Origin of the sequence: Catellatospora paridis, from assembly GCF_009720365.1 — a bacterium.
In the GTDB taxonomy this organism is placed as follows: domain Bacteria; phylum Actinomycetota; class Actinomycetes; order Mycobacteriales; family Micromonosporaceae; genus Catellatospora; species Catellatospora paridis.
In genome coordinates, this window is sequence record NZ_WBZD01000021.1 from 151,108 (window position 1) to 163,003 (window position 11,896).

The window sequence follows — 11,896 nt, forward strand, 5'->3', positions numbered from 1 at the left end:
GCCATGCGGCACGGCAAGTACCGGTTCCTGGCGGGGGCGCTGATCGTGCCCCTGACGCTGTACGGCGCGTTCGTGCTGTCGCCGTACCTGCAGGCGTTCCAGTTGGCGTTCACGAACTGGAACGGCGTGGACAGCGCGCCGGAGTTCACCGGGTTCGACAACTTCAGCAAGCTGTGGGATGACCCGCTGTTCCTGGCGGGCCTGCGCAACAACGGGCTGATGCTGCTTGTCGTGCCGCTGGCCGTCATCGTGCTGGCGCTGGCCCTCGCGGCCGGCACCAGGGGGACCAGGGTCTACCGGGTGGTGTACTTCTTCCCCCAACTGCTCAGCGTCGCGATCATCGCGGTGCTGTGGCAGTTCGTGTACACCCCCAACAGCGGGCTGCTCAACGGTGCGCTGTCGGCGCTGGGCCTGGACTCGTGGCGGCAGTCCTGGCTCGCCGAGCCGAACCTGGCGCTGTGGTGCGTGATGGCCGTGATGATCTGGTCGTCGGTGGGCTTCTACGTGGTGCTGTTCTCGGCCGCCATGGAGTCGGTGCCCGGCGACATCATGGAGGCGGCCGCGATCGACGGGGCCGGTCCGATGACCGTGTTCCGGCGTATCACGATCCCGCTGATCTGGGAGAGCGTGCAGGTCGGCTGGATCTACCTGGGCATCGCGGCGCTGGACGGCTTCGCCCTGGTGCAGATCATGACGGTCGGGCCGGGCGGCCCGGACAACAGCACCGAGGTCATGGGCCTGGGGCTTTACCGGACCGCCTTCACCTTCGGCAAGTTCGGCTACGCCTCGGCGATGGGAGTGGCGATCTTCTTCCTCACCCTGTCCATCGCGGTGCTGCTGCTGCGGGTCACCAAGCGGGAGCGGGTGGAGCTGGCATGAGGACCAAACACGCCTTCCTCACCTTGTGGGCCGTGCTGGTGACGCTGCCGCTGCTGTGGGCGCTGATGTCGTCGTTCAAGACCGACGCCGAGATCTTCGACAGCCCGTGGACGCCGCCCGCCTCGCCGCAGTTCGACAACTGGTCGCGGGCCTGGGAGCAGGCCTCGATCGGGCAGTACCTGTTCAACACGGTGATCGTGGTGGGCGGTTCGCTGGCACTGACCATGCTGCTCGGCGCGCTCACCGCGTACTGCCTGGCCCGCTACGAGTTTCCCGGCAACCGGTTCCTGTACTACACGCTGATCGCGGGGATGCTGTTCCCGGTGTTCCTCGCGCTGGTCCCGCTGTTCTTCGTCGTCGACAACCTCGGCATGCTCGGCACCTACCACGGGCTGATCCTCGTGTACGCCGCGTACGCCCTGCCGTTCACGGTCTTCTTCCTGCACGGCTTCTTCCGCTCGCTGCCCGGCGCGGTCGCCGAGGCCGCCTTCATCGACGGCGCGTCGCACGCCGGGGTGTTCTTCCGGGTCATGCTGCCGATGGCCCGGCCGGGGATGGTCAGCGTCGGCATCTTCAACTTCCTCGGCCTGTGGAACCAGTACCTGCTGCCCAGGGTGCTCAACCCCGACCCCGACCACTATGTGATCTCCCAGGGCCTCGCCGCGCTCGCGGTGAGCCAGGGCGCGCGCAGCGACTGGAGCGGCCTGTTCGCCGGGCTGGTCATCGCGATCCTGCCGGTCCTGCTCGCGTACGTCTTCTTCCAACGGCAGATCCGCGCCGGGCTGACCTCCGGCGCCCTCAAGTAACACCCACAGACCGCACGGACGAGCGTCTACGCCGAACTCGGGGAGAGCGCGCTCTTCGGCGTGCCCGACCGTGCCCGCAAGAAGGCACCTCCCACGGACCGCGGGGGCAGAAGGACCCCGGCGCGCCGCCTCTCACGCGGCGCGCCGGGGCTGCCCACCACCGTAGTCCGCCACCCCGAAAGGAGAGAACAGTGACCCTCCGACGTCCCATCGTCGCCGCAGTGGGCGCGACTGTGACGGCGCTCGCCGCCGGCACGATCGTCGCGCTGACCGCGGGCACCACCGCGGTCGCCTCGGCGGCCGTCTGCAACGCCCTGTTCGACGACTTCAGCTACAGCGGACCGGCCGACCCGCTGATCAACCAGCGCGGCTGGTCGGTGCGCACCAACTCCGGCGGTCCGGGCATCCCGGGCGCGTCCTGGCCGGCGTCCAATGTCTCGTTCCCGACCGTGGACGGCGCGAAGTCCCTGCAGCTGCAGGCGTCCACCGACGGCACGTCCGGCGGCACCAGACAGGCGGAGTTCCTGCACCAGCAGAAGTTCTTCGAGGGCACGTACGCCTCGCGGATCAAGTTCACCGACGCGCCGGTCTCCGGCAACGACGGCGACCACCTGGTGGAGACGTTCTTCACCATCACCCCGCTGGCCGCCCCGATGGACCCCAACTACGGCGAGATCGACTTCGAGTACCTGCCCAACGGCGGGTGGGGCGAGCCGTCGAACATCATGTACGAGACCACCTGGGAGACCTACCGCCCCGACCCGTGGGAGGCCGTCAACGCCCACGGCGAGCAGAGGCAGTCCTTCGCGGGCTGGCACGACATGGTGTTCACGGTCTCGGCCGGGCACGTGAAGTACTACATCGACGGGGCACTGGTCGCCGACCACAGCGGCATCTACTACCCCGAGACGAACATGTCGATCAACTTCAACCTGTGGTTCATCGACTCGGCCGCGCACACCGGCGGCCTGGCCACCTACCGCCAGCAGGTCGACTACCTGCTTTACACGCAGAACGAGGTGCTCACCCCGGCGCAGGCCAACGCCCGCGTCGCGTCGTACCGGGCGCAGGGGGTCAGCCACACCGACAGCGTCGGCGCGACCGGCACCTGCCCGACCGCGTCGCCGAGCACCGGCCCGAGCACTCCGCCTTCGTCCTCGCCGTCCCCGCGGCCGAGCACGTCGCCGTCGCCGTCGGCCCCGCCGACCGGCGGCACCGGCTGCGTCAACGCGCCGCTGTGGAACATCAGCGGCGTGTACACCACCGGCAACCAGGTCAAGTGGGAGCGCAGCGCCAACGGCAACCCCGGCGGCCCGAAGTCCGGCGACGGCGTGCACCTGTGGCGCGCCCGCTGGTGGACGCAGGGCAGCGAGCCCGGCTGGACCCAGCAGTGGGAGGACCTGGGCCGCTGCTGACGCAGCACTGTCCAGGTTCGCCGTGAAGTGAAAGGATCAGCGCCCGTGACCCTCGTCCTCGGACTCGACGTAGGCGGGACCTCGTCCCGGGCGCTGATCACCACCCTCGACGGCGTCCGTGCCGGCTTCGGCCGCGCGGGCGCCGGCAACCCGGTGTCCGTGCCGCTCGCCGACGCCGTGACCTCGGTCGCGGACGCCGTGCGGGCGGCACTGTCCGGCCTGGACCCGCGTGACGTGCGGGCGGCGGTGATGGGCATCGCGGGGACCGGCCGGTTCACCGACCCGGTGGTGGCCGAAGCGTTCTCGGACGCGTTCGCCGCGCTCGGACTGACAGTGCCGGTGCGACCGGTCGGCGACGTCGAGGTCGCCTACGCGGCGGGGACGCCCGAACCGTGCGGCACCGTGCTCATCTCGGGGACCGGGGCCATCGCCGCCCGGATCGAGGACGGGCTGATGACCACCACCGCCGACGGCATCGGCTGGCTGCTGGGCGACCTCGGCTCCGGCTTCTGGCTGGGCCGCGAGGCGGCGGCGCTGACGGCGCGTGAGCTGTACACCCGTGTCCCGGAAGGGCACCTGACCCGCGGTGTGGCCGTGACCGTGCTCGGGACGGTCCCCGCCGCCCCCTCCCGTCAGGCCGCCGACGACCTGATCGGCGCCCTGCACGCCCAGCCGCCGCGCCACCTGTCCCAGCTCGCGCCCCTGGTCAGCGCCGCCGCCGAACACGGCGACCCGCAGGCCCTCGCGCTCGTCGAACGGGCCGCCACCCACCTGGCCGACACCCTCGCCGAGGTCCACACCACCGGTCCCGTCGTTTTGGCGGGAAGCGTCCTGACCACCTCCGCCCCCGTCCGCGAAGCCGTGATCCGCCTGATCGCGGAGCGTTTCCCCGGCACCGGAGTCGTTGTCGCAGGCCCCGGCGAACTGGGCGCCGCCCGCCTTGCGGCACGCCGCTGACCCGTCGAAAAATAATGCACAACTATTGTGCATAACTAGTTTGCACAACTACTGTGCATCTCATGGAAGACGACGAGTCGGACGCTGCCCCGCACAGCGTCGTGCGCCTGAACGCGGCGCAGATCCGCACCCTGGCCCACCCCCTGCGGGCCCGCCTGCTCGGGCTGCTGCGCATCGACGGCCCGGCCACCGCCACCACCCTCGCCCGGCTGCTCGACACCAACACCGGCGCGACCAGCTACCACCTGCGCCAGCTCGCCGACGTCGGCCTCGTCGCCGAGGAGGCGGAACTGGGCACCAGCCGCCAGCGCTTCTGGCGCGCCGCCCACGACGCCAGCACCTGGCGGCCGACGGACTTCGACGACGACCCCGACGCCCGCGCCGCCGCCGAATGGATCGAGAGCCAGCAGCTGCAGCTCCTGTGCGAGCAGGCCGAAGGCTGGCTGGCGATGCAGCAGACGGCCCCGCAGGAGTGGCGGGAGGCGGCGACGATCAGCGACGCCATGGTCACCGTCGCGCCGGACCGGCTGCGGGCACTCAACGAGGAGATCTGGGAGCTGATCGTGAAGTACCGCACGGACCCCGCGCTCGCCGAGGAGGCGGGCGCTGCCCAGGTGCACGTGTTCCTGGCGACCTTCCCGCGGGCCGAGGAGCTGCGGTGAGCGCGCTGTCGGTCAAGCAGGTGCGCCGCCGGTTCCTGCTGCTGCACGGGCTGCGCTGGCTGCCCGCCGGGCTCATCATCCCGGTGCTGATCCTGCTCATGCAGGAGCGCGGGCTGACCCTGCCGCAGATCGGCCTGGTCGCCACCGCGCAGGGCATCCTCGTGCTCGCCCTGGAACTGCCCACCGGCGGGCTGGCCGACGCGCTCGGCCGCAAGCCGGTGCTGGCCACCGCGTGGGTGGTGAACCTGCTGTCGCTGGGGCTGTTCGTGGTGGCCGACTCGGTCGCGCTGTTCTTCGCCGTCTGGGCGCTGCAGGGCATCCACCGGGCCCTCGACTCCGGCCCGCTGGAGTCCTGGTACGTCGACGCCACCCTGGCCGCCGACCCGGAGGCGAAGTACGAACCCGGCCTCGGGCTCGCCGGCACCGTCATCGGCGTGGCGATCTCCGCGGGGGCGTTGCTGTCCGGCGGCCTCATCGCGCTGGGCCCGATCGGGCCGTTCAGCGCGCTCACCGTCCCCGTGGTCGCGGCCACGGCGATGCAGGTGGTCGCCCTGGTCGTGCTGCTGTGGCTGATGGTCGAGGTACGCCCCGCGCGCGGCGCGTCCGCGCTGCGCGCCTCGGTGCGGGAGGCGCCGCGGATGATCGGGCAGGCGTTCGGGCTGCTGCGCCGGTCGCGGGTGCTGTTCGCGCTGGTGGCCGTAGAGCTGTTCTGGGGTTTCGGCATGGTCACCTTCGAGTCGCTGCTGCCGGTCCGGCTCGCCGAGGTCGTCGGCGACGCCGACCGGGCCGCCGCGCTGCTCGGCCCGGCCACGTCGGCTGCCTGGCTCGTCTCGGCCGCCGGGGCCGCCCTGACCCCGCTGCTGCTGCGCTGGCCCGGGGCCGCCCCGGGGGCCGCGCTGCTGCGGATTCTGCAGGGCGTGACGGTCGTCGGCATGGGACTGTTCGCCGGGCCCGTCGGCGTGCTGATCGCGTTCCTGGCCTGCTACGCCGTGCACGGGGCGTCGAACCCGCTGCACACCGGGCTGCTGCACCGCCAGGTCGACGGCCCGTACCGGACCAGCGTGATCTCGCTGAACTCGATGATGGGCCAGCCCGCGGGAGCACTCGGCGGGGTCGCGCTCACCGCGCTCGCCGCCGCCACGAGTATCAGTACGGCGATGCTCGTCGGCGCGGTGGTGCTCGCCGCCGCGGCCCCGCTCTACCTGCCCGCCTGGCGCGAAGCCAGGCGCAAGCCGGTGCCCGAGCGCGAAGTCGCCGAGCTGGCGCCCACCGGCTGACGCCGCCCGCGCACCGCCGCCGGACGAGGTGTCCGGTCCGGACAGGACGATGATCCTGATCTGTTCGGCCACCCGTACGAGCCGGAGCCCCGCCCCCGTGGGCGGGGCTCCCGATGGCGGATGTGGATCACTCACCCGAGTAGGTGCCGAAGCTCCAGATGACGCCCTGCGGGTCGCGGACGCTGAAGCCGCGCGAGCCGTAGTTCTCGTCGCGCAGCTCCCGCAGCACGGTCGCCCCGGCCGCCACCGCCCGCGCGAACAGCGCGTCCGGCTGATCCGTCACCAGGTAGACCAGGCCCTGGCCGGCGGGGATGTCGTGCGCGTTGTCCGGGCGCGGGCTGCCGAGCATGATCCCGCCGCCGGGCGGCCAGCGCAGCTCCGCGTGCTCGACGGTGGGGCCGGCGCCGTGCACGGCGGTGGCCTTGAACCCGAACGCCTCCTCCAGGAACGCAATGGCGGCGTGCGCGTCGGTGTAGGTCAGGCAGGGCCAGACCATGGCGTTGTCACTCATGGCTCCAGCGTGGCCGCTTCGACCTGGTCGTGGCTTGGAAGAATGGGAAGCTCCTCCGACTGCGCCCAGTGTGACGGCGCGACACCCGCGAACTCGCGCCACTCGCGGGCCAGATGGGCCTGGTCGTAGTACCCGCACGCGGCGGCGATGTCGGCGAGGGCCGGACGGTGCGGTTCGCGTACGAGCCGGGTCGAGCGTCCGAAGCGGACCAGGCGCAGCGCGTCCTTGGGCCCGACGCCGAACTCGGCGGCGAACCGGGCGCACAGGTGACGCCGACTCCAGCCGGTCTCGGCGGCGAGTTCGCCGACCCGCAGCGCGCCGCCCGAGCGCATGATCCGCCGCCAGGCGAAGGTCAGCTCGGGCGCGGGCTCCACCGGGTCGAGGCGGCGGGTGAGCGCCGCGTCCAGCAGCGCGAACCGCCGCGGCCACGACGCCGCCCGGAGACGCTCCGTCAGCGGTTCGAGCGACAGCGGCGCGACCGCAGCCGCGAGTGCCGCGGCAGGCATGCCGAACAGGGCGCGGGCGCCCGCGGGGGTGAGCGCCAGCTGCACCCCGAACTGGGTGCCGTCATGGTGGATGAACGCGGGAGCCATCGTCAGGCCGCTGGCGAGGGCGGCATAGCCGCTCGGCTCGTGGTCGGAGGTCAGCGAGACCAGGGTCGGCTCCGCGAAGCTGATCACCACGGTCAGGTCGGGCGAGGGCAGGCCGAGGTGCACTCCCGGGGCGAACCCGCGGTAGTGATAGCCGAGGTACTGGCGCACGTAGTGCCGCAGGTGCGGTGCCGGCACGCCGTCGACATGCTCCGCGATAGTCATACCGGAGCCATTTTCCCATGGCGGACGCAGATTCTCAGGGCCGCAGGGCCGCCATCACCGGCGCGAAGGACTCCAGGTAGGGGTCGTGCACGGTCAGGTAGGTGAAGCCGTAGCGGTCGCGCTGCCGCAGCAGCTGGGCGGCCATCTCCTCGACCGTGCCGAACAGCAGGAACGGCGACTCCAGCGCCTGCTCGACGGTCATCGCACCGCCGGTGTCGACGGCCACCTGCTTCGCGGCGGCGTGCCGGTCGCCGGTCTCGACCACCCGCTGGATCAGCGCATGCCACTCGATCCGCTCAGCGCGCGGGCCGGCGTGCGTGCGCGCGAACGCCACCCGCTCGTCGGTCTCCGTTGCCGAGGCCAGCCGGAACGTGCCCGGGTCCGCGCCCTTGACCTGGTATGCCCCGGCCACCGAGACGATGTCGGCGTGCTCGGCGGCGATGCGCAGGACCCGGTCCCCGGTGCCGCCGACGATCAGCGGCGGCCCGTACCCGCCGAAGCCCTGCTTCTGCACCGGCACCGGCGGCGCGCCGCCGGGCAGCGGCTTGGTGTCGTCGGTCCGGAACCAGCGCCCCAGCTCGCCGATCATCCGGTCGAGCTGCCCGGCCCGGACGCCGAACGGGGCGAACGGCAGACCCGCCGCGTCGAACTCCCACTTCATGTGCCCGGCGCCGAGGCCGACCTCCAGTCGACCACCCGTGAGCAGGTCGGTCGTGGCGATCTCCCGGGCCAGCAGCGCCGGGTTCCAGAACGGCACGTTGAGGACCAGGGTGCCGACGCGCAACCGCTCGGTCGCCGCCGCGGCCGCGACCAGCACCGGGAACGGCGCGGGCGCGCCCAGGTGGTCGGCGGCGAACATCGTGTCGTAGCCGAGCTGCTCGGCCAGCCGGCAGCGCCGCACGAAGGCGTCGCCGGAGGGCACCGAGAACACGTTCGACGAGAACCGGAACTCACGCATACGGTGACCCTGCCGTGTCGCGGGGCGATGCGCCAGCGCTCTTGCGGTCGTCGCGCACAGTGAGTGCCATGACGTCGCTGCCGCCCGGCCCACCGAAGCCGAAGAGCCCGGTACGCAAGATCCTCATCATCTCCGCGATCGTCCTCGTGCTCTGCTGCGGTGGCGCGGGCGTCGCCGGCTTCTTCGCGTACCGCGGCATCATGACGCTGACCGGCCCGCCCCGGGACGCCGCCGTGGCGTACGCCGACGACCTGGTCGCCGGTGACTACGCCGGTGCGTACGCGAGCCTGTGCCGCCGCACCCGTGAACTGACCAGCGAGCAGCAGTACATCGCGGAGCAGAGCGCCCGGCCGAGGATCAGCGGCTACTCGGTGGCGGGCGTCAACGTGGAGCAGCACAACTCGACCGTGAGCGGCGTCGTCACCTTGGAGCTGACCAGGGCCGACGACGGCTCGCAGTACGTGCTGGGCCTCCCGCTGCTCAAGGAGGACGGGCAGTGGCGGGTCTGCCTGTAGCCGGTCAGGCGGGATAGCCGGGCGGGCGGGGGGGTGTGGCCCCCGCCCCCCCCCGCCGGGGGGCGGCCCGGGGGGGGGGGGGGTTTTGTCCCCCGGCCCGCCCGCTGCCGGTCAGCGGCAGTGGTGGATGTCGCTGGTGGCGGAGGCGAGCACGAGGTCGGCGCTGACGGCCAGCGTCTGCGGGACGACGAGGTGCACGCCGTGCACGGTGAGCCCGCCGTCGACGGGCACCTGCTCGTTGAACACGATCTTCGCGCCGGGTACGCCCGGGATCGCGACCGTGCTGTTCGGACCGGTGGTCACGGTCACCGCGACGCCGCCGACCAGCAGCTGCCCGACGGTGACCGCGCCGGTCGACCCGGCGCAGTCCGTGACGGACGTGGTGCGGATGTCGCGCAGCGCGATCGCGGGCAGGCCGGGCAGGCCCAGCTCGACCGAGCCGACCGTCGCGGTCGCGGTCGAGCCGCCCGGGGCGGTGCGGGTGGTGACGTTCGCGCACAGCGCCCCCGCCCGCAGGACCAGCACGTTCACCGTCGCCGTGCAGGGCGTGGCGGTGGCTGACGGGTCGGCCGTGCGCACCGCGCCGGTGTCCGGCGCGGCGGGCAGGGTCGCGGTGCCGACCAGGACTTTCAACTTGCCCGAGAGGGCGTACGCCCGGCCGGTCTCGTGCTGCAGGCCCACCGTCGCGGCGGCCTGGCTCGGCTCGTAGAAGGAGTTACCGGCGTAGCCGGCCGACACGGGCAGCCGGCCGGCGGCGTCCAGCGGCTGCGCCACGTCGGTGATCACGCAGGCCACGGCCCCGCCGGCGTCGGTGTACGCGGTGCACGACTGCGCCGACGGGCCGCTGCCCAGCGTCAACGTGACCGGGGCCCCGGCGACGGGCGTGCCGTCACCGGGCAGCGGCGGCGTCGAGCCCTCGGTGAGCCGGGCGGCCAGCCGGGCGGGTTCGTCGTTGGCGACGTTCACGTCACCGGTGTAGGCGAGCCGGGTCTGCTCCCTGGTCACGGTGAAGTTGGTGGTCGCCGCGCTGGGCAGGTGCACCTCGTCGCCGGCGTAGGCGGCGGTCGCCGTGTACGGTCCCGGCGTCTCCTGGGGCACGACCGTGCAGCTCGCGACCCCGTCGCCGCCGGTGACCGCGTCGCAGGACTCGGTCGCGTTCAGCGCCAGGGCGACCGGCTCGCCCGCCAGGGCCGCGCCGGTGTCGGTCAAGGTCAGGTTCGCGGCCAGCCGGACCGGGTCGTGGTAGTCGCCGGTGACGTCTCCGGTCCAGGTCAGCGTGGTCGGCTTGCGCTTGACCTCGTACGTGGCGGACACGTTCGACGCGTGCCGGGTGGTGTCGCCGGCGTACGAGGCGGTCAGCGCGCGGCTGCCCGCAGGGGCCTGCGGCGTGACCGTGCACGCCGCCTCTCCGGCCGCGTCGGTGACCGCGCTGCAACCTGATGTGCCGGCCAGCGTGAACTGCACCGTCGCGCCCGGGATCGGGGCGCCGCCGGTGGTGTACGTGAGCCTGGCGCGCAGGTTCGCCGGTGCGCCGACCGGGCCCGAGGTCGCGCCGAGGTAGCTCAGCGTCGTGTCGCGTACCTGGTAGGAGATGGTGACCGAGGCGTCGTCGGCGGTCTCGGCGATGCTGACGCTGCTCGCGCCCGCGGCGGTGTGGCTCGCGCCCGACCCGCCGTTGCCGCCGTCGAACCCGGAGATCAGCGGCACCGGGGGAGCGCCGCCGGACGAGCCGCCGCCACCGCCGTACCAGCCGCCGCCCCCACCGCCGCCGCCTCCGCCGCTGGTGCCGGGCGCGAGCGCGCCGACCCCGCCGACGGCGTACGCGCCGGGGAAGCCGACCAGCCCGAGCGGCCCGAACGGCAGGCCGCCGTTGCCCGCCCCGCCTGCGGTGCCGTCGCCGCCGTCCCCGGACGGGGCGCAGCTCGCGGCGAAGCAGCCCCCGCCACCGCCGCCCCCGCCACCGGCGACGACCAGCCGCGACGCGGCCGAGTCGCATGCGCTGCCCAGCGAGCAGGTGCGCAGATCGGACGCGCCACCGCCCGCGCCGCCGTTGAACGGAGCGCCCGCGCCGCCCTCGCCGCCCCCGCCGAAGCCGGGGAACGCGCCGTCACCGCCGTCGCCACCGCGCTCGCCGACCTCCACCCACAGCCGGGTGACGCCCGCCGGGATCGCCAGGTCGGCCTCGACCCGCGCGCCGGGGCGGCCGTCCTCGCCGCTGCCCGCCCCGTTCCCGCCGCGCGCGCCGACCACGACGACGTGCACGCTCGTCACGCCCGCGGGGACGTTCCAGACCTGCTCGCCGCCGGTGGCGGTGTACGTCGCCGTCACCTGGTGATGGGCCCAGGCGGGCGACCCGCCCGCGATCACCCCGCCGGCTGCGGCCGCCACGCCCATCAGCGCCGCCAGCGCCGCCCTGCTTGCCCGTCCGCGCACGCGGATCCTCCTTCATAGACCAAGCTCGACCGTTCAACGAGCTGATCGAGAAGGCCGAGGTATCGGCAACCCGACACCGCCGGGCAGACGGGTTCCGTGCGGCGAGGCTGACGGTCGCGATCGGACGATGTGCGGTGGCGTCGGCTCCCGCTCCGGGCCGGAGCGGGGACTGGCTCGGGAGGGTGGCCTGCGGATACGTGTCGCGGATGGGGCGGTGCGGGTCTGTCCGGCCGTAGGTTCGCCCATCATCGGCAGGGGCAGGAGGGCAGAGGTCATGTGGAGACTCTGGTACGCACTGGGAGTGGTGCTGGTCGGGTTCGGGCTGCTGATCGGGGCGGTGGCCGTGTACGGGTACACGCAGCTCGACGGGGAGCTGGCGCACGCCGAGCAGAAGCTGTCCGAGGCGGAGGGGGAGGAGGACCTCAGGTTCCGGCAGGTGCAGGTCGCCGACATCGAGGACGGCAAGAGCAACAACGTCCTGTTCGCCGTCGGCAGCCTGGTGCCGGTCGCAGGCGGCGTGGGCCTCGTCGCACTCGGCCACCGCGGACGCAGGTCACGCCGCGTCCCGGCCTGATCCGCCCGTGCCCGGCGACCGGGTCCCGGCGGCGGCCGAGCCGCCACAGCAGCCCGTCTTGCATAGACATTGGCCTATCTGGATGAGTATTTTG

General features: G+C 73.0%; 11 protein-coding genes and 1 pseudogene. 8 read left to right on the forward strand and 4 right to left on the reverse strand.

The window, feature by feature from the left end; translation table 11 throughout:
• The first annotated feature begins 3 nt into the window (after window positions 1-3).
• The 6 genes and pseudogenes from F9C41_RS34670 to F9C41_RS34695 all read left to right on the forward strand — a co-directional run.
• Window positions 4-879: a carbohydrate ABC transporter permease gene (locus tag F9C41_RS34670; RefSeq protein WP_155391070.1), complete on the forward strand. Its 876-nt coding sequence runs from the start codon at window positions 4-6 to the stop codon at window positions 877-879.
• Window positions 876-1,685, forward strand: a complete 810-nt coding sequence (locus tag F9C41_RS34675; protein WP_155391071.1) for a carbohydrate ABC transporter permease — start codon at window positions 876-878, stop codon at window positions 1,683-1,685. Before F9C41_RS34670 ends, F9C41_RS34675 begins: the two co-directional genes overlap by 4 nt.
• Before the next feature lie 191 nt (window positions 1,686-1,876).
• Window positions 1,877-3,100, forward strand: a complete 1,224-nt coding sequence (locus tag F9C41_RS34680) for a family 16 glycosylhydrolase (protein ID WP_230690226.1) — start codon at window positions 1,877-1,879, stop codon at window positions 3,098-3,100.
• 45 nt (window positions 3,101-3,145) lie between these two features.
• On the forward strand, window positions 3,146-4,057 hold the full coding sequence (locus tag F9C41_RS34685; protein WP_155391072.1) for an N-acetylglucosamine kinase: 912 nt from the start codon (window positions 3,146-3,148) through the stop codon (window positions 4,055-4,057).
• 62 nt (window positions 4,058-4,119) lie between these two features.
• Window positions 4,120-4,719 (forward strand): winged helix-turn-helix domain-containing protein, encoded by a 600-nt coding sequence (locus tag F9C41_RS34690; RefSeq protein WP_155391073.1) that lies wholly within the window; start codon window positions 4,120-4,122, stop codon window positions 4,717-4,719.
• Window positions 4,716-5,990 (forward strand): annotated as a pseudogene (locus tag F9C41_RS34695) (MFS transporter); the annotation flags it as partial. The gene F9C41_RS34690 and the pseudogene F9C41_RS34695, both read left to right, overlap by 4 nt.
• A gap of 133 nt (window positions 5,991-6,123) precedes the next feature.
• Here the strand turns inward: F9C41_RS34695 and F9C41_RS34700 are convergent.
• From F9C41_RS34700 to F9C41_RS34710, 3 genes are read right to left on the reverse strand one after another with little or no spacing between them, the layout of a single operon-like run.
• The gene (locus F9C41_RS34700) at window positions 6,124-6,507 is read right to left on the reverse strand and encodes a VOC family protein (protein ID WP_155391075.1); all 384 of its coding nucleotides are present in this window, start codon (window positions 6,505-6,507) and stop codon (window positions 6,124-6,126) included.
• On the reverse strand, window positions 6,504-7,322 hold the full coding sequence (locus F9C41_RS34705; protein WP_155391076.1) for a helix-turn-helix domain-containing protein: 819 nt from the start codon (window positions 7,320-7,322) through the stop codon (window positions 6,504-6,506). Before F9C41_RS34705 ends, F9C41_RS34700 begins: the two co-directional genes overlap by 4 nt.
• Window positions 7,323-7,356: 34 nt before the next feature.
• Complete coding sequence (locus F9C41_RS34710) at window positions 7,357-8,280, reverse strand: LLM class F420-dependent oxidoreductase (RefSeq protein ID WP_155391077.1); 924 nt, start codon at window positions 8,278-8,280, stop codon at window positions 7,357-7,359.
• Window positions 8,281-8,348: 68 nt separating this feature from the next.
• Here F9C41_RS34710 and F9C41_RS34715 point away from each other — a divergent pair, with 68 nt between their 5' ends.
• On the forward strand, window positions 8,349-8,795 hold the full coding sequence (locus F9C41_RS34715; protein ID WP_155391078.1) for an Rv0361 family membrane protein: 447 nt from the start codon (window positions 8,349-8,351) through the stop codon (window positions 8,793-8,795).
• A gap of 111 nt (window positions 8,796-8,906) precedes the next feature.
• Here the strand turns inward: F9C41_RS34715 and F9C41_RS34720 are convergent, their stop codons facing one another.
• Window positions 8,907-11,228: an Ig-like domain-containing protein gene (locus F9C41_RS34720; RefSeq protein ID WP_196280078.1), complete on the reverse strand. Its 2,322-nt coding sequence runs from the start codon at window positions 11,226-11,228 to the stop codon at window positions 8,907-8,909.
• A gap of 274 nt (window positions 11,229-11,502) precedes the next feature.
• Here F9C41_RS34720 and F9C41_RS34730 point away from each other — a divergent pair, with 274 nt between their 5' ends.
• A complete protein-coding gene (locus F9C41_RS34730) occupies window positions 11,503-11,802 on the forward strand; it encodes a hypothetical protein (RefSeq protein ID WP_155391080.1) in 300 nt (99 codons plus the stop codon).
• Window positions 11,803-11,896 lie beyond the last annotated feature (94 nt).

Coding starts and splice junctions, on each gene's coding strand:
- F9C41_RS34670 (WP_155391070.1), top strand. CDS start 4: ATGCGGCACGGCAAGTACCGGTTCCTGGCGGGGGCGCTGATCGTGCCC.
- F9C41_RS34675 (WP_155391071.1), top strand. CDS start 876: ATGAGGACCAAACACGCCTTCCTCACCTTGTGGGCCGTGCTGGTGACG.
- F9C41_RS34690 (WP_155391073.1), top strand. CDS start 4,120: ATGGAAGACGACGAGTCGGACGCTGCCCCGCACAGCGTCGTGCGCCTG.
- F9C41_RS34700 (WP_155391075.1), bottom strand. CDS start 6,507: ATGAGTGACAACGCCATGGTCTGGCCCTGCCTGACCTACACCGACGCG.
- F9C41_RS34705 (WP_155391076.1), bottom strand. CDS start 7,322: ATGACTATCGCGGAGCATGTCGACGGCGTGCCGGCACCGCACCTGCGG.
- F9C41_RS34710 (WP_155391077.1), bottom strand. CDS start 8,280: ATGCGTGAGTTCCGGTTCTCGTCGAACGTGTTCTCGGTGCCCTCCGGC.
- F9C41_RS34715 (WP_155391078.1), top strand. CDS start 8,349: ATGACGTCGCTGCCGCCCGGCCCACCGAAGCCGAAGAGCCCGGTACGC.
- F9C41_RS34730 (WP_155391080.1), top strand. CDS start 11,503: ATGTGGAGACTCTGGTACGCACTGGGAGTGGTGCTGGTCGGGTTCGGG.